The organism is Mesorhizobium sp. Cs1321R2N1, assembly GCF_037179725.1.
In the GTDB taxonomy this organism is placed as follows: domain Bacteria; phylum Pseudomonadota; class Alphaproteobacteria; order Rhizobiales; family Rhizobiaceae; genus Mesorhizobium; species Mesorhizobium salmacidum.
Window position 1 is genome coordinate 1 of the sequence record NZ_JAPYKP010000070.1, and the last position, 19,358, is coordinate 19,358.

At 64.5% G+C, this 19,358-nt stretch carries 21 protein-coding genes and 1 pseudogene; 11 read left to right on the forward strand and 11 right to left on the reverse strand.

The window, feature by feature from the left end:
- The 3 genes from zapE to O7A61_RS18320 all read right to left on the reverse strand — a co-directional run.
- Nucleotides 1-774 (reverse strand): cell division protein ZapE (gene zapE / locus O7A61_RS18310; protein WP_337130992.1); only part of this gene is annotated, 774 nt, incomplete at its 3' end.
- Between the two features lie 123 nt (nt 775-897).
- Nucleotides 898-1,437 carry a protease inhibitor Inh/omp19 family protein gene (locus tag O7A61_RS18315; protein WP_140510339.1) on the reverse strand — a complete coding sequence of 180 codons (540 nt, stop codon included), beginning with the start codon at nt 1,435-1,437 and terminating at the stop codon, nt 898-900.
- A gap of 138 nt (nt 1,438-1,575) precedes the next feature.
- Nucleotides 1,576-2,019: a VOC family protein gene (locus tag O7A61_RS18320; protein ID WP_337130994.1), complete on the reverse strand. Its 444-nt coding sequence runs from the start codon at nt 2,017-2,019 to the stop codon at nt 1,576-1,578.
- A 206-nt stretch (nt 2,020-2,225) separates the two neighbouring features.
- Here O7A61_RS18320 and O7A61_RS18325 point away from each other — a divergent pair, with 206 nt between their 5' ends.
- From O7A61_RS18325 to O7A61_RS18360, 8 genes are all read left to right on the forward strand, one after another.
- On the forward strand, nt 2,226-3,236 hold the full coding sequence (locus O7A61_RS18325; protein ID WP_337130996.1) for an MBL fold metallo-hydrolase: 1,011 nt from the start codon (nt 2,226-2,228) through the stop codon (nt 3,234-3,236).
- A gap of 74 nt (nt 3,237-3,310) precedes the next feature.
- The gene (locus O7A61_RS18330) at nt 3,311-3,472 is read left to right on the forward strand and encodes a DUF1328 family protein (RefSeq protein ID WP_013892243.1); all 162 of its coding nucleotides are present in this window, start codon (nt 3,311-3,313) and stop codon (nt 3,470-3,472) included.
- Nucleotides 3,473-3,606: 134 nt separating this feature from the next.
- On the forward strand, nt 3,607-4,491 hold the full coding sequence (gene dapF, locus O7A61_RS18335; RefSeq protein ID WP_337130998.1) for a diaminopimelate epimerase: 885 nt from the start codon (nt 3,607-3,609) through the stop codon (nt 4,489-4,491).
- Complete coding sequence (gene mtaB / locus O7A61_RS18340; protein WP_337131000.1) at nt 4,491-5,816, forward strand: tRNA (N(6)-L-threonylcarbamoyladenosine(37)-C(2))-methylthiotransferase MtaB; 1,326 nt, start codon at nt 4,491-4,493, stop codon at nt 5,814-5,816. The genes dapF and mtaB overlap by 1 nt, the downstream gene beginning before the upstream one ends.
- 12 nt (nt 5,817-5,828) lie before the next feature.
- Entirely contained in the window at nt 5,829-7,679 is a 1,851-nt protein-coding gene (gene ftsY, locus O7A61_RS18345; protein WP_337131002.1) for a signal recognition particle-docking protein FtsY, read from the forward strand.
- Between the two features lie 49 nt (nt 7,680-7,728).
- Nucleotides 7,729-8,403: a septation protein A gene (locus tag O7A61_RS18350; RefSeq protein WP_140510351.1), complete on the forward strand. Its 675-nt coding sequence runs from the start codon at nt 7,729-7,731 to the stop codon at nt 8,401-8,403.
- A 23-nt stretch (nt 8,404-8,426) separates the two neighbouring features.
- Nucleotides 8,427-9,047 (forward strand): pyridoxamine 5'-phosphate oxidase family protein, encoded by a 621-nt coding sequence (locus tag O7A61_RS18355; RefSeq protein ID WP_337131005.1) that lies wholly within the window; start codon nt 8,427-8,429, stop codon nt 9,045-9,047.
- 35 nt (nt 9,048-9,082) lie between these two features.
- Nucleotides 9,083-9,613, forward strand: coding sequence for an NADPH-dependent FMN reductase (locus O7A61_RS18360; RefSeq protein WP_337131007.1), 531 nt, complete (start codon nt 9,083-9,085; stop codon nt 9,611-9,613).
- Nucleotides 9,614-9,755: 142 nt separating this feature from the next.
- On the opposite strand, the gene O7A61_RS18365 is transcribed toward O7A61_RS18360, so the two are convergent.
- Together O7A61_RS18365 and O7A61_RS18370 are read right to left on the reverse strand one after the other, a co-directional pair.
- Nucleotides 9,756-9,965, reverse strand: coding sequence for a tautomerase family protein (locus O7A61_RS18365; protein ID WP_027145571.1), 210 nt, complete (start codon nt 9,963-9,965; stop codon nt 9,756-9,758).
- Between the two features lie 23 nt (nt 9,966-9,988).
- On the reverse strand, nt 9,989-10,909 hold the full coding sequence (locus tag O7A61_RS18370) for an SMP-30/gluconolactonase/LRE family protein (RefSeq protein WP_337131009.1): 921 nt from the start codon (nt 10,907-10,909) through the stop codon (nt 9,989-9,991).
- A 251-nt stretch (nt 10,910-11,160) separates the two neighbouring features.
- On the opposite strand from O7A61_RS18370, the gene O7A61_RS18375 reads away from it, so the two are divergent.
- A complete protein-coding gene (locus tag O7A61_RS18375; RefSeq protein WP_023774506.1) occupies nt 11,161-11,328 on the forward strand; it encodes a hypothetical protein in 168 nt (55 codons plus the stop codon).
- 184 nt (nt 11,329-11,512) lie between these two features.
- On the opposite strand, the gene O7A61_RS18380 is transcribed toward O7A61_RS18375, so the two are convergent.
- The 4 genes from O7A61_RS18380 to ccmA form a co-directional block, all read right to left on the reverse strand.
- Nucleotides 11,513-12,094 carry a DsbE family thiol:disulfide interchange protein gene (locus tag O7A61_RS18380; protein ID WP_337131011.1) on the reverse strand — a complete coding sequence of 194 codons (582 nt, stop codon included), beginning with the start codon at nt 12,092-12,094 and terminating at the stop codon, nt 11,513-11,515.
- Complete coding sequence (gene ccmD, locus O7A61_RS18385) at nt 12,091-12,264, reverse strand: heme exporter protein CcmD (protein WP_337131013.1); 174 nt, start codon at nt 12,262-12,264, stop codon at nt 12,091-12,093. The genes O7A61_RS18380 and ccmD overlap by 4 nt, the downstream gene beginning before the upstream one ends.
- Before the next feature lie 132 nt (nt 12,265-12,396).
- Entirely contained in the window at nt 12,397-13,062 is a 666-nt protein-coding gene (gene ccmB / locus O7A61_RS18390; protein ID WP_337131015.1) for a heme exporter protein CcmB, read from the reverse strand.
- 58 nt (nt 13,063-13,120) lie between these two features.
- Nucleotides 13,121-13,729 (reverse strand): heme ABC exporter ATP-binding protein CcmA, encoded by a 609-nt coding sequence (ccmA, locus tag O7A61_RS18395; protein WP_337131017.1) that lies wholly within the window; start codon nt 13,727-13,729, stop codon nt 13,121-13,123.
- Between the two features lie 285 nt (nt 13,730-14,014).
- On the opposite strand from ccmA, the gene acnA reads away from it, so the two are divergent.
- Nucleotides 14,015-16,705: an aconitate hydratase AcnA gene (acnA, locus tag O7A61_RS18400; RefSeq protein WP_337131019.1), complete on the forward strand. Its 2,691-nt coding sequence runs from the start codon at nt 14,015-14,017 to the stop codon at nt 16,703-16,705.
- 75 nt (nt 16,706-16,780) lie between these two features.
- On the opposite strand, the pseudogene O7A61_RS32625 reads toward acnA, so the two are convergent.
- Nucleotides 16,781-16,897 (reverse strand): annotated as a pseudogene (locus O7A61_RS32625) (ceramidase domain-containing protein); the annotation flags it as partial.
- 180 nt (nt 16,898-17,077) lie between these two features.
- Between O7A61_RS32625 and O7A61_RS18405 the strand changes: the two are divergent.
- Nucleotides 17,078-17,893, forward strand: a complete 816-nt coding sequence (locus O7A61_RS18405; protein ID WP_337131021.1) for a DUF1223 domain-containing protein — start codon at nt 17,078-17,080, stop codon at nt 17,891-17,893.
- A gap of 58 nt (nt 17,894-17,951) precedes the next feature.
- Here O7A61_RS18405 and O7A61_RS18410 read toward each other — a convergent pair whose 3' ends face one another.
- On the reverse strand, nt 17,952-19,337 hold the full coding sequence (locus O7A61_RS18410; RefSeq protein ID WP_337131022.1) for an NAD(P)/FAD-dependent oxidoreductase: 1,386 nt from the start codon (nt 19,335-19,337) through the stop codon (nt 17,952-17,954).
- Nucleotides 19,338-19,358: the final 21 nt, after the last annotated feature.

Here is a 19,358-nt window from a genome sequence, read left to right on the forward strand (position 1 = left end):
CGTCGCCGCCCCGCGCGTCATCGCCTGCCAGGCCTCGTCGAGCGCCTGGTCGGCCGCCGCATCCGCAGGCGTGACATAGACTGGCGTGCGGGCGAGCTTTTCCAGCCGGTAGTCCTTGTCGCTGTCCAGCGACAGCACCTGCGTGTGGCGTTCCAATATGGCGATGAACGGCAGGAAAAGCTGGCGGTTCAACCCGTCACGGTAAAGGTTTTGCGGCGCCACGTTCGAGGTGGCGACCAGCACGACCCCATTGGCGAACAGCGCCGAGAACAGTCTGGACAGGATCATGGCGTCGGCGATGTCGGTGACCGAAAACTCGTCGAAGCACAGCACCCAGGCCTGCTCGGCGAGCGCCTTGGCCACCGGCGGGATCGGATCGTCTTCCCTGGCCGTGCCCTCCTTGCGCGCCTGCCGGTGCTTCTGGATGCGGTCCTGAACGTCGGCCATGAAGTCGTTGAAATGGACGCGGCGCTTGCGCCTGACCGGCAAGAGCTCGAAGAACATGTCCATCAGCATGGTCTTGCCGCGGCCGACGCCGCCATGGATGTAGAGGCCCTTGACCGCCTCATGCGTCTCGCGCTTGCGGGCAAAGAGCCAGCCCAGCGCACTTGACTTGTGCGCCAGCCGCTTGGCCGAGATCTCCACGGTCAGCCGGTCGAGCGCGGCGGCGATCCCTTCCTGCGCGGCATCGCGTCCGATCGCGCCGGTTTCCACCAGATGATCGTAGCGTTGCCTGACGGTCGCATGGGTTTGGAGGCCGTCACGCAGATGCATCGGTCACGTCGTTGTTCAAAGCAGGACGCCCAAGAGAGAGCGAGAGGGCGCATGTTGGGATTCGGGTCAGGCCGAGCCGCCATTCGCAGGGCCGGCATCAGCTGAATATCAGCATACCCTAGCCTATCTTGTAAGCGAGATCGGCTGCCCATTGGAAGTCTGGCCGTCGAATTTCGAACCGCCCGACGAATAGAGCCGCGCCAGCGAGCCGCCGTTCTCGTCATAAAGCGTCAGCTGCTTGCCGGCGACGTTCCACGACTTGATGCCATCGATCGGCGCCGGGCAATGCAGCGGTCCGGCGCGGAAGCCGGCGCCGAACTTGGTCTGCGGCGTCGCCACCTTGCAGCTCTGGCCGGAGACGCTGACGTTCCAGACACCGGCGACGCTTGCCGCGTTGAGATCCGCGGCGCCTGCCGGCGCCGCACCATCCGGCGGCAGCGAGGCAACCTGCGTGTTCGCCGGCGCGGTCGGGAATTGCGACGGGTCGGTGGTGCCGGGCGAGGCCGGCGGCGGCAGCTGATTCGAGCTCACCTGGCCGGCAGGCGCCGGCTGCAACGGTGCTGGTTGCTGGTCGTCCATCGACGAGAAGCGTGAGGTTGAGCAGCCGCTCGCAACGAGGGCCGCCAGGGATACGGCCACTAGGCCGCCTTTCGAAAAATTCATTACAACCTCCGTCGGATTCGGCTGGGGGGACGCCGTCCGCGCAATCTCACCTCCACCAAGATGGAGAAGGTGGCGAAATTTCAACCCGATATGGTTAAAATAGGGTTTGCGGAACGAATTGTTGCAAATTTATCGCACTCATCCGGCGAGCGGCGCGCTCGGCACGAACACATATCCGTCCGGTCCAACGATATAGCACTCGCGCAGACCATGCGGTTTGTCGATCGCGCCGGCCAGCACGATGTGGCCATGGTCCAGCGCCGCCGCCTCGACCGCGTCGGGATCGGCGCCATAAAGGCGCAGTTCGATGCCGGCGCCGCGCGTCTCGGCGCCCGTAATGGAGCCCGTCATCGGATTGTCGAGATAGGAATGGTCGGCATGCAGCATGAACACCGACCCCAGAAGCTCGATCGCGGCGAAATCCTCGTCAGCATAGACGATGCGGGCGCCAAGCACGTCGCGGCAGAAGGCTGCCATCGCCGCCATGTCCGATACCAGCAGATTGACGCCGATGCCGCGCGGCAGCGAACGGCCAAAATCCTCGGCTTTCATCCAGGGCGTCTTGGTCCGCTTCATCGCCATGGCGTCTTCCTCCTGATCTGATCCTAGCCGAGACCGCTTCGCCGCCCTTGGCCTTCGGCCGGCAAACGCTTGCGCCAGCCGCGGCGGGGCTTATGTCTAGATGTGAGCAGTTCCAGGAAAAGCGGTTTTCCCGGGAAAAATGCGTAGCGCTTTCCCCAGGGAGTGCGTGAAAAAAGAGTTCACCGAAACCCGCTGGAGCGCAGACCTTGGCCGCGAGACAGAAAGCCGCCAACCGCTACTACAGCGGCCCGCCCAGCGATCATTTCGACGGCACCCTGTTCTTCAATCCCGGCGGCCGGATGCCCGGCCCCTTCACGGACCTGTTGAAATGGCAGTTCAGCGGCCAACGCGCGAAATGGCCGGCTGCCAGCCCGAGCCCCTTTGCGCAGGCAAAGCCGGTCGCAACGGTTCAAGGCGCCGATCTGACCGTGACCATGGTCGGCCATGCCACCTTGCTGATCCAGACCGCCGGGCTGAACATCCTCACCGATCCGGTCTGGTCGCGACGCACCTCGCCGTTGTCCTTTGTGGGACCCAGACGCGTCAATCCGCCGGGTATCGCTTTTGGCGATCTGCCGGCGATCGACCTCGTGCTGGTCAGCCACAACCATTACGACCATCTCGACCTTGCCACGCTGAGGCAGTTGAAGGAGACGCACGATCCGCTGGTGGTGACGCCGCTCGGTAACGATGCCATCATCGCCGCCGCCGTGCCCGGCATGCGGCTTTCCGCGCATGACTGGGGCGACAGGGTAGATGCCGGCGAAGGCACCGCCATCCACGTCGAGCCCGCGCATCACTGGTCGGCGCGCGGGGCGCGCGACCGGCGCATGGCATTGTGGGCCGGCTTCGTCATCGAGACGCCGGGCGGAAAGATCTATTTTGCCGGCGATACCGGCTTCCACGATGGCATCAACTACCGGCTGATGGCGGAAAAACATGGCGGGTTCCGTTTCGCCATCCTGCCGATCGGTGCCTACGAGCCGCGCTGGTTCATGGCGCCGCAGCACCAGAACCCCGAGGAAGCGGTCCAGGGCATGTTGTTGTGCAACGCCGCCTTCGCCGCCGGCTGCCATTGGGGCACCTTCCAGCTCACCGACGAGCCGTTCGACGAGCCGGTCCGGAAACTGGTCGAAGCGCTGGACGCCGAAGGCCTGCCGCGAGAGCATTTCCGTGCCTTGCGGCCCGGCGAAGTCTGGGAAGTGCCCCGGATTTGATAGCCTCGGGAACCCAAGCTCGACAACCGCGTTTTTCAACCGGTTTCAATGTGTTCGGCTTGCGAGGCGTTCCCATGCTTAGATGGATCATCATTCTCCTGATCATCGCCGCCGCGGCGAGCCTGCTCGGCATGCCGGCGCTGGCCGGCGCCGCCGCCACCGGCGCGCGTATTCTCATCGGCATCGTGCTCATCATCTTCCTGTTGATCTTGTTCGGGGTCTTCGCGGTGACGTAAGTCCGGCTTCGCCGTGATCCGGGGCCTTCGCCGTGATGTCGGTCCGGCGCCTTCGCCGTGAACGCGGCTGCGCACTGGTAATTCCTGCCCGTTTCCGCCATATAGCGCCGAACGGACATGGAATTTTCGGAGCAATGGCAGGCACGGCCCCTTTCGCCAAGATGAACGGCATCGGCAACGAGATCATCGTTGCCGACATGCGCGGCCGTGCGGATCGGGTGACGGCCGCGGCTGCCATCGCGCTCAATGGCGACGCGGCGACGGGGTTCGACCAAATCATGGCGATCCATGACGCCAGGACGCCGGGCACCGCCTATTTCGTCGACATCCTGAATTCAGACGGGTCCGGCGCGCAGGCTTGCGGCAACGGCATGCGCTGCGTTGTCCAGGCACTGGCCGCCGAGACCGGCGAGAAGACCTTCACCTTCGAGACCGTGGCCGGCGTCCTCAATGCCCGCGAACATGCCGACGGCTCGATCTCGGTCGACATGGGCACGCCGCGCTTCGGCTGGCGGGATATTCCGCTGGCCGAGGAGTTCCGCGACACCCGTATGATCGAATTGCAGGTCGGCCCGATCGACGCGCCGGTGCTGCATTCGCCCTCCGCCGTCTCGATGGGCAATCCGCACGCCATCTTCTGGGTCGACGCCGACGTCTGGACTTATGAACTCGACCGTTTCGGCCCGCTGCTGGAAAATCATCCGATCTTTCCCGAGCGCGCCAACATAACCATCGCGCAGGTGACCTCACCCGACAGCATGATCATCCGCACCTGGGAGCGCGGCGCCGGCCTGACCAAGGCTTGCGGCACCGCCTCCTGCGCGGCTGTCGTTGCAGCGGCCCGCACCAGGCGCACCGGCCGCAGCGTCAACCTTTTGACCCCCGGCGGCGGCACGCTGCAGGTCGAGTGGCGCGATGACGACCACGTCATCCTGACCGGCGCGGCCGAATGGGAATTTTCCGGCAGCTTCGATCCGTCGACCGGACAATGGGCCCGCGATACCGAAAGCGGGGCCTGATGTCCGCTCTTGCCAAAGACGTCGACGTGGCGAAGCAGCCCGGCCGCATCGACGTGGTGACCTTCGGCTGCCGCCTCAACACCTATGAGTCCGAAGTGATGCGGCGCGAGGCCGAAACTGCCGGCCTCGCCGCGCTGGCAGGTGGCGCCGTGATCTTCAACACCTGCGCCGTCACCGGCGAAGCGGTGCGCCAAGCCAGGCAGGCGATCCGCAAGGCGCGCCGCGACAACCCGGCCGCGCGCATCATCGTCACCGGCTGCGCCGCGCAGACCGAGCCCGAAAAATTCGCCGCCATGGACGAGGTCGATCTCGTGCTTGGCAATGAGGAGAAGCTCAAGGCCAACTCCTATCGCGCGCTGCCCGATTTCGGCGTCAACGACACCGAGAAGGCGCGCGTCAACGACATCTTCTCGGTGCGCGAGACCGCAGGCCACATGGTCGACGCCATCGAGGGCCGGGCACGTGCCTTCGTGCAGGTGCAGAACGGCTGCGACCATCGCTGCACCTTCTGCATAATCCCCTATGGCCGCGGCAATTCGCGCTCGGTGCCGATGGGCGCCGTGGTCGAGCAGGTCAAGCGGCTGGCGGGCAACGGTTATGCCGAGATCGTGCTGACCGGCGTCGACATGACTTCTTTCGGAGCCGACTTGCCGGGTGCGCCGAAGCTCGGCAAGCTTGTGAAGACCATCCTCAGGCAGGTGCCCGACGTGAGGCGGCTCAGGCTGTCCTCCATCGATTCGATCGAGGCCGACGAGGACTTGCTCGACGCCATCGCCACCGAGCCGCGGCTGATGCCGCATCTGCATCTGTCGCTGCAGTCGGGTGACGACATGATCCTGAAGCGCATGAAGCGCCGGCATCTGCGCGAGCAGTCGATCCGCTTTTGCGAGGATGTGCGCAAGCTGCGTCCGGGTATTGTTTTCGGCGCCGACATCATCGCGGGCTTCCCGACCGAGACCGACGCCATGTTCGAGAATTCGCTGGAGATCGTCGAGGAATGCGGCCTGACCCATCTCCACGTCTTTCCGTTTTCACCGCGCGAAGGCACACCCGCCGCGCGCATGCCGCAGGTTCGCCGCGAGCTGGTCAAGCAGCGCGCCGCCCGGCTGCGCGCCGCCGGCGAAGCGGCCTATGTCAGGCACCTGTCTTCGCTTGCCGGCAGCCGCCAGTCGATCCTGATCGAGCGCGACGGTCTTGGCCGCACCGAAGGGTTCACGCTTGCAGCACTCGGCACCGGCGCGCCGGGAGAGATCGTCGAAGCTGATATAACCGGCCACGATGGCGCTCGGCTGATGGCGACGCCGCTTGCCGCCCACGCCGCCTGAGAACGCAAAAGCATGGCTGGTTTTTTCAAGAAGATATTTTCGTTCGGCAAGAAGGAGGTCGTCGAGGAGCGGATCGACGAGACCGCCCCGCTGCCGCCGATCAATTGGGACCAGCTCGACGCGCTGAAGCCGGCGGCCGAGCAGGCCCTGCCGGAGTTTTTGAAGCGCGAGGAGCCTGCGGCGGAAGCCGCGCCGGCGGCCGCGCCCCGTCCTCCCGTTGAGGAGGAGGAGGTAAGGCCAGCGCCCGCCGAGGAACCAACACCGGAGCCTGCCCCGATCATTCCGCCCGCGCCGGAGCCGATCGTTCCGTCGACCCCGGAGCCTTTGCCTAAACCCAAGCCCGCGGAAGTGCCAAGGCCTGCTCCGGAAACCCCTGCCGAGCCGCCTGCCCCGGGGGAAATTCCGGCGCGGCCCGCCGTTCCGGAGCCAACGCCCGAACCGCGGCCGCAAGAGGTGCCCCCGCCCGCGCCATCCGAGCCGGAGATCGTTCCCTCGCGTCCCGAGAGGCAACCGGAACCCGCGCCCGTCGAAGTGCCGACGCCGCCCGTGGAAGTGCCGGCCGAGGTGCCCGCACCGGTCGAGGTGCCACCGGCGGCGTCGGTTGAAGTGCCTCCGTCGGCCGGCGTCGAGCAGCCAGTTTCAGAGGCCGGCGCTGCCCCTCATCCGCCTGCCGGCACCTTCTCCCCGTATGGTGATGAAGAGAAGGAAGAGGTTCTTCCACCGCCAGCGGCCGAAACCGAGCCAGGCATTCCACCAGCGGAAATCGCGCCACCCATCCGCCAGCCGGCGCCGATCGAAACACAACCGGTCATCGCCGAGATCGCGCCCGAGCCTCAATCGGTTCCGCAACTCGCCCCGGAGGCAAAACCCGCGCCCGGCAAGGTGACGGTTGCCAGGAAGGTCGAGCAGAAGGCCGAGCCGCGGAAGGCGCCCGAGCCGGCGCCGAGGCGATCCTGGTTCCAGCGCATGCGGGACGGGCTTGCCCGGTCATCGCGCGAGCTGACCGGCAACATTGCCGGCGTCTTCACCAAGCGCAAGCTGGACGAGGAGACGCTGCAGGACCTGGAGGACGTGCTGATCCGCGCCGATCTTGGCGTGGAAACGGCGCTGCGCGTCACTGATTCACTGGCCTCCAGCCGCTACGGCAAGGACGTCTCCGATACAGAGGTGCGCACGGTCATGGCGGCCGAGGTGGAGAAGGTGCTCGCCCCGGTCGCGAAACCGCTCGAGCTCGACCTTTCGCACAAGCCGCATGTCATCCTGGTCGTCGGCGTCAACGGCACCGGAAAGACGACGACGATCGGCAAGCTCGCCGCCAAGCTGACCGATGGCGGCCTGTCGGTGATGCTGGCCGCCGGCGACACGTTTCGCGCCGCCGCCATCGAACAGCTGAAGATCTGGGGCGAACGCACGAAATCGCCCGTCATTGCCTCCAAGCTCGGCGCCGATGCCGCCGGTCTCGCCTACGACGCCTTCGAGAGGGCTAAGGAGGCAGGTTCGGACGTGCTGATCATCGACACCGCCGGCCGGCTGCAGAACAAGACCGAACTGATGGCCGAGCTGGAAAAGATCGTCCGCGTGCTGGGCAAGCTCGATCCGGATGCGCCGCACACGGTGCTGCAGACGGTCGACGCCACCACCGGCCAGAACGCGCTCAACCAGGTTGAGATCTTCCGCAATGTCGCCGGCGTCAACGGCCTGGTGATGACCAAGCTGGACGGCACGGCGCGCGGCGGTATTCTGGTGGCGATCGCGGCAAAGCACAGATTGCCGGTCTATTTCATCGGTGTCGGCGAACAGGTCGACGACCTCGAACCTTTCTCGGCAAGCGAATTCGCCAGGGCGATCGCTGGCGTGGCTTGAACAAGCACGATGCCGGCTTCCGGATCGGATCGTGCGTTAGAAGGATACCATGAACCCACCCATTCTCGAACGCGATCCGTCCGACCCGCAGAAAGAGAAGAAGGAAGGCGTCAATCCCGTGCTCAAGCTGGTGCTGGAGCTCGGGCCCTTGATGGTGTTCTTCTTCGCCAATGCGCGCGGCGAGTGGCTGACGCAGAAATTACCCGTTTTGGCTGAATTCGGCGGCCCGATCTTCGTCGCCACCGGCCTGTTCATGGCCGCGACCGCGATCGCGTTGATCGCCTCATGGCTGCTCACCCGCACCTTGCCGATCATGCCTATGGTGTCGGGCGTCGTCGTCTTCATCTTCGGCGCGCTGACGCTCTATCTGCAGGACGACATCTTCATCAAGATGAAGCCGACCATCGTCAACACGCTGTTCGGCGGCGTGCTGCTCGGCGGCCTGTACTTCGGCCGCTCGCTGCTTGGCTATGTCTTCGAGTCCGCCTTCAAACTCGATGCCGAAGGCTGGCGCAAGCTCACCTTCCGCTGGGGCCTGTTCTTCCTGTTCCTGGCCGTCGTCAACGAAGTTGTCTGGCGCAATTTTTCCACCGACGCCTGGGTTACCTTCAAGGTCTGGGGCATCATGCCGATCACGCTTCTGTTCACCTTCAGCCAGATGCCGCTGATCCTGCGCCATTCGCTCGACGACAAGGCCGGCGGGGAAGAGAAAGCCGGCAAATAAGGCAGGGACTAAAGGGGAGAGCCATGGAATTCGTCACCACCCGGGAAGAGCTGCGGACGATCTACAAGACCCCGCGCCCGACCGATGGCTCGATCCGCAAGGAATTGAAGGCGCTCGACGGCCATTGCCGCTCCTTCATCGGCAAGAGCCCGTTCGTGCTGATCGGGTCGTCCGATGGCGATGGCAATGCCGACGTCACCCCGAAAGGCGACAAGCCCGGCTTCACCGCCATTCTCGACGAGAAGACGATCGCCATCCCCGACCGGCCCGGCAACAACCGGCTGGATACGCTGGAGAACATCCTGCGCAATCCCTCGGTCGGGCTGCTCTTCCTCATACCGGGCATGAACGAGACGCTGCGCGTCAACGGCGAAGCCCGTATCACCGTGGATGCCACTTTGCGCGGGCGCCTCGCGGTCGACGGCAAGGCGCCGCAAAGCGTTATCGTGGTCGCCCTCAAGGCCGCCTACATGCATTGCGCCAAGGCCTTCATGCGCTCCGATTTGTGGAAGCCGGAGAGCTGGTACGACCGCGCGACGCTGCCGACGCTCGGCCAGATCCTGCGCGACCAACTGGCATTGGCCGATTCGGCCGAGGCGACCGACCGTTGGCTGGACGACGAGTACAAGCAGACGATGTGGTAGGGTTTTCGGCCACGATTCGTCCGGACCTGTCCATCTTGCTCAATCTTCTTGCCATCTCAGGCAGCCTGCGGGCGGCCTCCACCAATTCGGCCCTGGTCGCGGCGTTGGCGTTGAACGCGCCCGAGGGCTGTCGCGTCACCGTCTATGACGGACTTGGCCGCCTGCCGATCTTCAACCCCGACGATGAGGGTGAGCGGACGCCACGCGATGCTTCCGATCTGATCGACGCCGTCACCGGCGCCGACGGCATCATCGTCTCCTGCCCCGAATATGCCCATGGCGTGCCGGGCGGACTGAAGAACGCGCTCGACTGGCTGGTCTCGCGCGACGCCGCCGTTGCCAAGCCGGCCATGCTCGCGCACGCCTCGCCGCGTTCGCTCTATGCCCGCGCGGCTTTGGCCGAGATCATGCGCACCATGTCGTTCGCGCTTTATGATGGCGGACCGGAGATTGCCCTGCTCGGCAAGAAGCCGCCGGAGGTGGCGAGCATTCTGAGGGAGCCGGCGAACGTGCTGGCCATGCGCGACGCGCTGGCTGCCTTCGCGGATTTCATTCGCTCGCGTTGAGCGACGACCACCACGCCTTCGTCATCTAGGGCGAAGCAAGGAGCGAAGCGACGCGGCGCAGACCCTAGGATGACGAAGGAAAGAGAGAGGCTTCGGCCAATTTCTAACGTCCGCAATTGGCGGCGGTCGCCGCGTCTTTGACCTAGCCCTTCGCCCGCAATGTCTCGACATCGGTCTTGCCGACATACCAGTCGCGGGCGTTGACTTCCTCGAAGACCACCCAGATATCGTCATTGCCAAGTCCGGTGGCGTCCATGATCGCCGCCGTGACTTTCCTGGCGATGTCAGCCTTCTTGCCTGCCGGATCGGCGGCGATCACTTCCTTGACGATGCGGATGTTGACGAATGGCATGACGTCCTCCCCTTCATTCCTGATCAGTACGACTTGGCCCCATTCACCATCAGCCGCACCGAATAAAGCGAGGTGGTGCCGGCGATGTAGAGGCAGTTCAGCTTGGCGCCGCCGAACACGCAATTGGCGGTCACCTCGGGCACCTTGACCTTGCCGATCAGCGTGCCGTCCGGATCGTAGCAATGGATGCCGTCGAAGGCGCTGGTCCAGATACGCCCGTCGGCATCGAGCCGAAAGCCATCGAACAGGCCGGCGGTGCAGTCGGCGAACACCTTGCCGCCCGAAACCTTCTTGCCGTACTTGCCGACATTGAACACCCGCATATGCGCCGGATTCTGCGCGCCATGCGTGCGGCCGGTGTCGACGACATAGAGCAGGCTTTCATCGAGCGAGAAGGCAAGCCCGTTCGGCCTGACCATATCGGTGATCACGGCTTCGACCTCACCACTGTCGGGATCGACGCGGTAGACATGGCAGGCGCCGATCTCGCTGTCGGCCTTGTCACCCTCATAGTCGGTGTCGATGCCATAGGTCGGGTCGGTGAACCAGATCGAGCCGTCGGACTTCACCACCGCATCGTTGGGCGAGTTCAGCCTTTTGCCCTTCCATTTGGCGGCGACGGTGGTGACCGAGCCGTCATGCTCGGTGCGGCTGATGCGGCGGCCCGAATGCTCGCAGGTGACCAGCCGGCCCTGCCGGTCGACGGTGTTGCCGTTGGAGTTGCCCGACGGCTGGCGGAACACGCTGACGCTGCCGTCCGTCTCGTCAAAGCGCAGCATGCGGTTGTTCGGAATGTCGGACCACACGACATAGCGGCCGGCGGCGAACCAGGCCGGCCCTTCCGCCCAGCGGCAGCCGGTGAACAGTTTCTCCACTTGCGCGCTGCCGTTGAACAGGCGCGCGAAACGCGGATCGAGAATTTCGTAGTAGTCTGCGGCCGCCATGCATTTCCTCCCGGCATCACGTGACGCCGGATCAAGCCAGCCCGCGACCGATCTGGCAAGACGGGCTATCAGCAATTTGTAAGACAAAACGGGCAGGACGTGCCGTAGGACGCCATTAACCGGCTATGCGCTGTGTGCAATGGTGCATTGCAACATCTTCTTTTTGCAATGCACCATTACTATGTCATGTTCCGTATCGATCAAGGGAGGAAGAACCAGCCGCGAGAATGCGGCACAGAAGGAACCTTGCTATGATCTTCAACGATCTCATGACCCGCGCTCGCAGCAGCATCGCCAAGCGCAAGCACTACAACCGCCTCGTCGCCGAAATCGACAGCTTCTCCAGCCGCGATCTGGCCGACATGCGCGCCGATCGCTCGGAAATGCTCTACCAGATCCACAAGCAGATCTACGGCTGAGCTTTTCAGACGGAGGCGGGGCACCGCCCCCTCACCCGGATTACCAAACCGAATTGAAAAAGCAATTCGGGCAATCCGACCTCTCTCCAAGGGGAGAGGAGCTAACTTGCATCAACGCCCCTGTCTCTTCTCCCCTCGGGGAGAAGGTGGCCGCGTAGCGGCCGGATGAGGGGGCGCCGCTGCATCAACCGGGCGCCGCGAGCGCCTTGTCGATCTGCGGCAGCAGAAGCTCCTTGGCGGATTCCGCCGTCAGCGGGCCGACATGCTTGTAGGCTATTTTGCCATCCTTGCCGATGACGAAGGTTTCCGGCACGCCATAGACGCCCCAATCGATCGCGGTGCGGCCGGCTTCGTCGACGCCGATCGCCTGGAACGGATTGCCGAGGTCGCCGAGGAAGCGGCGGGCGTTTTCCGGCCGGTCCTTGTAATTCAGCGCCGCCATCGTGAACCGCTTGTCCTGCGCCAACGCCAGAAGCACCGGGTGCTCTTCCCGGCATGGGCCGCACCACGATGCAAAGACGTTGACCAGCGTGACCTTGCCGGCGAAGGCCTTCGAATCGAGCCCCGGCAGATTGCTGCCCTCGAGGGGCGGCAGGTTGGTTTGCGGTGCCGGCAGGCCGATCAAAGCCGACGGCACTTCCGAGGCATCGCGTCCAGACAAGAGCTGCGACAGGAACAGTCCGGCCAGGCCGAGGAAGACCAGCAGCGGCAAGAATACAAACAGGCGGCGACGGGCCGGCGGCGGCGTTTCGATTTCGCTGCTCACGGCTTTCCCGCCCTGGTCTTGTCGGAACGGCGGCGCACGCCGGCCGCCTCGAGTTCGGCGAGTTCGCGCTTGCGTGCCCGCTGGTCGATAAGAATCCAGCCGATCAGTCCGGCCAGCACCACTGCGGTGATGGCATAGGCGGCGGTGACGTAGAGGGCGTGCGGGCTCATGCCGGCCGCCTCCCTGGCATGCCGCCCGCCAACCCGGTCCGTTCGCTGCGCTCGATCATGCCTTCCCTTAGCCTCGCGCCACGGGCCGCGCAATCGGCCGCCGCGCCGCAGTCTCTACCGTTCGTAGCCGCATCAATCCGTACCATGACGCAATGCAAGCGCCGCGGCCACGGGGCCCAGCACCGCAAGAAACAAGGTCAGCGCGGCAAGAATGAGGAAGGGCTGCAGGAACGGATCCGGATTGGCCGTCGCGCCATAGCTCGCCGAAACGCCGAAGATCAGCACCGGGATGGTCAGCGGCAGCACCAGCACCGAAATCAGGAGCCCGCCACGCGGCAGCGCCACCGCCACCGCGGCGCCCACGGCACCGATGAAAGTGATCGCCGGCGTGCCGACCAGAAGCGTCAGCGCCGTGGCGCCGATGGCCAACGGCTCCATGTTCATGAACAGGCCGAGCAGGGGCGCGGCGACCACCAGCGGCAACACGCTTCCCGCCCAGTGCGCCACACATTTTACCAGCACCGTCAGCGCCAGCATGTGCCGGTCGTTGCCGAGCACCAGCTGATCGAGCGAGCCGTCCTCGCGGTCAGCCTGGAACAGCCGGTCGAGCCCGAGCAGGCAGGCAAGCAAGGCCCCGATCCACAGGATCGCCGGGCCGATGCGGGCCAAAAGCTTGAGGTCAGGACCGACCCCGAAGGGGATGGTGGCGATGACGGCCAGGAAGAAGATGACGCCGGTCAGCGCGCCGCCGCCGGCGCGGATCGAGAGGCGGATGTCGCGGAGGAGGAGGGCTAGCATGGGCACGACGCCTCTGCGGCTTTGCGACACTTTCTCCAACGATGGCGTTCGGCCTGCATTATCCGGCCTCCCCCATCGCCAACGCCTTCGCCCCCTCCAATCCCAGCGGCAAATGCGTTGCCGCCACAATCATCCCGCCATCCGCGCAATGCGCCGCCATCAACCCGGCAAGCCGCGCCTCCGAAGCCTTGTCCAGCCCTGCCGTCGGCTCATCCAGCAGCCACACCGGCCGGTGGCTGACCAAAAGTTTCGCGATCGCCGCGCGACGCCTTTGTCCGGTCGAGAGATAGCCGAACGGCAGATGGCCGATGCCGCCCAGCCCGACTGTTTCCAGCGCCTCCTCGACATCGAGCCGGCCTTCGCCATGGAACTCCCGCCAGAAACGCAAATTCTCCGTCACGCTCAGCGCCGTCTTCATCGCATTCTGGTGGCCGAGATAGTGGCAGGCGGAGGCGATAGAGGGGAATTCCTCGCCGCCGCCTTCGAGCAGCACACGACCTTCGGCTTTCGGCAGCAGCCCGGCGACCACCCTGAGCAAGGTCGATTTGCCCGAACCGTTCGGCCCGGTGACGACCAGCGCCTGCCCCGTTTCCAACCCAAACCCGATGCCGGAGAACACCGCCGCGCCACCGCGCTCGCCGCCCAGATTTTCGGCGATCAGCCGCATCCCGTACCTGTCTCTCGAACGAAGCGGCGCGGTCGCTGCCGCATCGCACAAATTTGCTTTGCAACTGTCTAGAACTATTCCAGAAAATTCTCTATATGCGGGTCATCCGTGCCAGCGGTCGGCGCGGGAACAGAATTAGCGCCGAACCAGCGCACGCGCCGCCTTGAACGGCTCGGGTTGCTTGGGAACGGACAGCGGAAATGGCCGTACCCGCACCTTTGCGCGTGATTGCATGCCATCGGCGTCCGTTCCCTTTCAGGCTGAACAGACAAGGACGGATCGCACGTGTCAAAATCCCTCGACAGTTTCAATTGCCGCCGCACGCTGAAAGCGGGCGACGCCGAGTATGCCTATTTCGACCTCGTCGAGGCCGAGAAGAACGGCCTCACCGGCATTGCCCAACTGCCCTATTCTATGAAGGTGCTGCTGGAAAACCTGCTGCGCAACGAGGACGGCCGCTCCGTTACCAAGGAGAGCATCCAGGCGGTGGCCGGTTGGCTGACCGACAAGGGCACCGCCGGCGTCGAGATCGCCTATCGCCCGGCCCGCGTGCTGATGCAGGATTTCACCGGCGTTCCGGCCGTGGTCGATCTTGCCGCCATGCGCGACGCCATGGCCTCGCTCGGCGGTGATCCGCAGAAGATCAACCCGCTGGTGCCGGTAGACCTCGTCATCGACCATTCCGTCATCGTCGACGAGTTCGGCACGCCGATGGCTTTCGCCCGCAACGTCGAGCTCGAATATGAGCGCAACGAAGAGCGCTATAAGTTCCTGAAATGGGGGCAGCAGGCGTTCCGAAACTTCCGCGTCGTGCCGCCCGGCACCGGCATCTGCCACCAGGTCAACCTCGAATATCTCGGCCAGGTCGTGTGGACCAACACCGAGGACGGCGAAACCACAGCCTATCCCGATACCTGCGTCGGCACCGATTCGCACACAACGATGATCAACGGCCTTGGCGTGCTTGGCTGGGGCGTCGGCGGCATCGAGGCCGAGGCGGCCATGCTTGGCCAGCCGGTTTCCATGCTGCTGCCCGAAATCATCGGCTTCCGCCTCACCGGCAAGCTCAAAGAGGGCGTAACCGCCACCGACCTCGTGCTCACCGTCACCCAGATGCTGCGCAAGAAGGGTGTCGTCGGCAAGTTCGTCGAGTTCTTCGGCCCAGGTCTGTCCAACATGACGCTGGCCGACCGCGCCACCATCGGCAACATGGCGCCCGAATATGGCGCCACCTGCGGTTTCTTCCCGGTCGATTCCGAAACCATCCGCTATCTCACAATGTCCGGCCGCAGCGAGGACCGCATCGCCCTGGTCGAGGCCTATTCCAAGGCGCAGGGCATGTGGCGCGAGGCCGGCTCCGCCGACCCGGTCTTCACTGATCTGCTCGAACTGGAGTTGGACAGCGTCGTGCCGTCGATGGCCGGACCCAAGCGTCCGGAAGGCCGCGTCGCGCTCGAAGGCATTCCGGCCGGCTTCGCCAAGGCGATGGAGACCGAGTACAAGAAATCAGCAGAAATCTCCAAGCGCTACGCCGTCGAGGGCACCGACCATGACCTCGGCCATGGCGATGTCGTCATCGCAGCCATCACCTCGTGCACCAACACCTCGAACCCATCAGTGCTGATCGGCGCCGGCTTGCTTGCCCGCAACGCCAACCGCCTCGGCCTGAAGCAGAAGCCGTGGGTAAAAACCTCGCTGGCGCCCGGCAGCCAGGTGGTGGCGGAATATCTGGAAAAGTCGGGCTTGCAGAAGGAACTCGACCAGATCGGCTTCAACCTGGTCGGCTTCGGCTGCACCACCTGCATCGGCAATTCCGGCCCGTTGCCGGCGCCGATCTCCAGGACCATCAACGACAAAGGTTTGATTGCTGTAGCCGTGCTCTCCGGCAACCGCAACTTCGAGGGCCGCGTCTCGCCCGACGTGCAGGCGAATTACCTGGCGTCGCCGCCGTTGGTCGTGGCGCACGCGCTGGCCGGCACCGTGACCAAGGACCTGACCACGGAGCCGCTCGGCGACGACAGGAACGGCAATCCGGTCTATCTCAAGGACATCTGGCCGAGCTCGGCCGAGATCCAGGAGTTCATCGAGAAGAACGTCACCCGCGAGCTGTTCGCCCGCAAATATGCCGACGTCTTCAAGGGCGACGAGTACTGGCAGAACGTCAAGGCGCCGGAAGGCCAGACCTATGCCTGGGACAACGATTCGACCTATGTGCAGAACCCGCCCTACTTCGCCGGCATGACATCAGGTTTCGGCAAGATCGGCGACATCAAGGGCGCCCGCGTGCTCGGCCTCTTCGGCGACAAGATCACCACCGACCACATCTCGCCGGCGGGTTCGATCAAGGCTGCCTCGCCGGCCGGCAAATACCTCACCGACCATGGCGTCGGCGTCGCCGACTTCAACCAGTACGGCACGCGCCGCGGCAACCATGAGGTGATGATGCGCGGCACCTTCGCCAACATCCGCATCCGCAACCACATGCTGGGCGAGAACGGCCGCGAGGGCGGCTACACCATCCACTATCCCACGAAGGAAGAGGAATCGATCTACGACGCGGCGATGGAATACAAGAAGGAAGGCGTGCCGCTGGTCATCTTCGCCGGCGTCGAATACGGCAACGGCTCGTCGCGCGACTGGGCGGCCAAGGGCACCAACCTCTTGGGTGTCCGCGCCGTCATCGCCCAGTCCTTCGAACGTATCCATCGCTCGAACCTGGTCGGCATGGGCGTCATCCCCTTCGTGTTCGAGGACGGCACCTCATGGGCTTCGCTCAACCTCAAGGGCGACGAGATGGTCGAGATCGACGGATTGAGCGCCATCAAGCCGCGCCAGACGATGGTCGCCAAGATCACCTATGGCGACGGCACGGTGAAGAACGTGCCGATCATCTGCCGCATCGATACGCTGGATGAGCTCGACTACTTCAAGAACGGCGGCATCCTGCAATACGTGCTGCGCGATCTGGCGGCGTAGAAAGCAGGGAGTACGGGAGTAGGAATAAGGACACTAAGCCCGAAACGGGTAACCTACTCCCCTACTCCCCTACTCCCACAGTCCTGCTGCGATGAAGGCACGGTTCGTCAAAGCATTGACCGGCCCGGACCAAAGTCCAGGGCCGGTTCGTTCGCAATAGAGATCGACGGGGGTGAGGAGAACCTGCCACATGAGGATGATGCCGCCGCCGGATCGAACCACACCGTGAAATGCAGTGGCTTCTCCTATTGCGGCCTTACCTCACGATTGCAGCGATAAAATTTCACCGCAACGTGACTTCCCGTTGACTTCCCGTTCTGCCACATATTTCGGCCAAGCAGAACAAAGCCGGCGTCACCGGCGGGAATTGGAATGGTCATGGCCTCGCGACGATCATTATGGCTGGCAGCCTTCGCGCTGGCCTTCTCGGTTTTTGCCGGTGCTGGCCAAGGCAGCGAGCCCGAAACGGTCCAGGCCGAAAAATCCCAGTCCGACCGGCCGCTTGGTGTGGTCGAACTGTTCACCAGCCAGGGCTGCAGTTCCTGCCCGCCGGCGGACGCGTTCTTCGCCGAACTCGCCACCAGGCAAGACCTTGTCACGCTCGCTTACCACGTCGACTACTGGGATTATCTCGGCTGGAAGGACACGCTGAGCCACAAGGAAAACACCGAGCGGCAATATGACTATATGCGCTATTTCAGCAGCCGTTCCGTCTATACGCCGCAGGCCGTCCTGAACGGCCGCATGCATGTCAACGGCGCCAATCGCGCCGAGGTCGACGGCGCGCTTGCCCGCATGGCCCGTGCCGGCGAAGGCATGCGTGTGCCCATCAAGGTCAGCCGCGCCGGCGACCGTGTGATCATCGACACCGGCGATGCCGGCACCGGCCCGAACGACGCCCATGTCGTCATCGTCTATTTCGACGCACCGCAGACGGTCAAGATCGGCCAGGGCGAGAACTCCGGCCGCAAGATGACCTATTGGAACGCGGTCACCGGGATCCAGACCGCCGGCATGTGGCACGGCAAGGCGCAGCGCTACGAATTGCCGCTGAGCGAGATCACCAAGAAGGGCGGCTGCGCCGTGCTTTTGCAATCGGTCGGCAAGGATGGCCTCCCGGGTCCCATCCTGGGGGCGGCTTTCATCCACAGGCCCGGATCCGAGACCTCCATTGATCGAAACCTGTAACGTCACGGGTTCGGCGCAATTCCAGACGCAAACCGTTACCCATCGTCTTCGAATGGTTTCAGTGTCCGGTCAGGCGATCGGCAAAGGCCGCAAGGCGTGAGGTACGGCCCAAGCCGTTTGCTTCACGCCGGTCGGCGATGCGATAGAGCTGGTACATGGTATGCACGCCGAGCCAGCGCAGCGGTTCCGGTTCCCATTTCTTGACCGTGCGGTTGACCCAGGGCAGCCGGGTCAGTTCGGTCTCGTGGCCGAGCACCAGGTCGCGCAAGGTGCGGCCCGACAGGTTGGAACTCGACACGCCGAGCCCGACATAGCCGCCGGCCCAGCCGATGCCGCTCTCCCTATCGAAACCCGAAGTCGTGCACCAGTCGCGCGGCACGCCGAGCGTGCCGCACCAGGCATGGTCGAGGCGCACGCCTTTGGTCTGCGGCAACAGCCTGGTCAGCACCTCGTGCAACTGGTCGATGGTTGCCTGCTGGGTCCGGCCGCGCACATCGGTGCGCGAGCCGAAGCGATAGGGTACGCCGCGGCCGCCCATGGCGATGCGGCCTTCGCGCGTGCGCTGAGCGTAGCAATAGGTGTGCGCGGCATCGCCCAGCACCTCGTAACCGTTCCAGCCGATCGCGTCCCAGAGTTCTTGCGGCAGCTTCTCGGTCACCACGATGGCGCTGTTCAGCGGCAGCCAGAGACGCTCATAGCCGGGTATGCCCGCCGTGGACCCCTCGGTGGCGCGGACGATCTTTTGCGCCCGCACGATGCCTCTGGTGGTGGTGACCTTGCCCTTCTCGATCGCCAGCACCTGCGTCTGCTCGTAGATCGGCACGCCGAGCCGCGCGACCGCGGCCGCCAGACCCTGGACCAGCTTGGCCGGCTGTACACGCGCGACGTTGCGCACGACGAAGGCGCCCAGCACCTTGTCGATGGCGATGCGCTGGCGCGCCTCCCGCGCGTCGAGGAAGGCCAGCCGCTCCGGTGGCATCTCCCAGCCCAGCAGCTCCTCGTATTCTGCCTTGGCGCGCTGCAATTGCGCGGCGTTGGTGGCGACGGTGATGTTGTCGACACGGCGGATATCGGCATCGATGCCCTCGGCTTCCGTCACCGCGATCACCTCATCTACCGTGCCGAACATGGCGCGCTGCATGTCGATCACCGCGCCGCGCGACGAGGTTTTTGCGTATTTCTCGCGCGACCAGCTGAAACCGCCCGACAGCCAGCCGCCATTGCGGCCCGAGGCGCCGAAGCCGGCGAACTCCTTTTCGACGATGGCGATGCGCAGCGCGGGCTGCGCCTTCTTCAGATAATAGGCGGTCCACAGGCCGGTGTAGCCGGCGCCGACGACGCAGACATCGGCCTCGATGTCGCCGGGCAAGGGCGGCCGATAAGCGGGAACGCCGCCGATATCGGCATACCAGAACGACACGTCGCCATTATGCTTGGCTTGCATTTTTTGAAATCCGTTCCGAAA

Coding starts and splice junctions, on each gene's coding strand:
- O7A61_RS18330 (WP_013892243.1), top strand. CDS start 3,311: ATGCTTAGATGGATCATCATTCTCCTGATCATCGCCGCCGCGGCGAGC.
- O7A61_RS18355 (WP_337131005.1), top strand. CDS start 8,427: ATGGAATTCGTCACCACCCGGGAAGAGCTGCGGACGATCTACAAGACC.
- O7A61_RS18350 (WP_140510351.1), top strand. CDS start 7,729: ATGAACCCACCCATTCTCGAACGCGATCCGTCCGACCCGCAGAAAGAG.
- O7A61_RS18365 (WP_027145571.1), bottom strand. CDS start 9,965: ATGCCATTCGTCAACATCCGCATCGTCAAGGAAGTGATCGCCGCCGAT.
- O7A61_RS18375 (WP_023774506.1), top strand. CDS start 11,161: ATGATCTTCAACGATCTCATGACCCGCGCTCGCAGCAGCATCGCCAAG.
- O7A61_RS18320 (WP_337130994.1), bottom strand. CDS start 2,019: ATGGCGATGAAGCGGACCAAGACGCCCTGGATGAAAGCCGAGGATTTT.
- O7A61_RS18405 (WP_337131021.1), top strand. CDS start 17,078: ATGGTCATGGCCTCGCGACGATCATTATGGCTGGCAGCCTTCGCGCTG.
- ccmA (WP_337131017.1), bottom strand. CDS start 13,729: ATGCGGCTGATCGCCGAAAATCTGGGCGGCGAGCGCGGTGGCGCGGCG.
- ccmD (WP_337131013.1), bottom strand. CDS start 12,264: ATGAGCCCGCACGCCCTCTACGTCACCGCCGCCTATGCCATCACCGCA.
- ftsY (WP_337131002.1), top strand. CDS start 5,829: ATGGCTGGTTTTTTCAAGAAGATATTTTCGTTCGGCAAGAAGGAGGTC.
- mtaB (WP_337131000.1), top strand. CDS start 4,491: ATGTCCGCTCTTGCCAAAGACGTCGACGTGGCGAAGCAGCCCGGCCGC.
- ccmB (WP_337131015.1), bottom strand. CDS start 13,062: ATGCTAGCCCTCCTCCTCCGCGACATCCGCCTCTCGATCCGCGCCGGC.
- O7A61_RS18315 (WP_140510339.1), bottom strand. CDS start 1,437: ATGAATTTTTCGAAAGGCGGCCTAGTGGCCGTATCCCTGGCGGCCCTC.
- O7A61_RS18410 (WP_337131022.1), bottom strand. CDS start 19,337: ATGCAAGCCAAGCATAATGGCGACGTGTCGTTCTGGTATGCCGATATC.
- O7A61_RS18370 (WP_337131009.1), bottom strand. CDS start 10,909: ATGGCGGCCGCAGACTACTACGAAATTCTCGATCCGCGTTTCGCGCGC.
- dapF (WP_337130998.1), top strand. CDS start 3,607: ATGGCAGGCACGGCCCCTTTCGCCAAGATGAACGGCATCGGCAACGAG.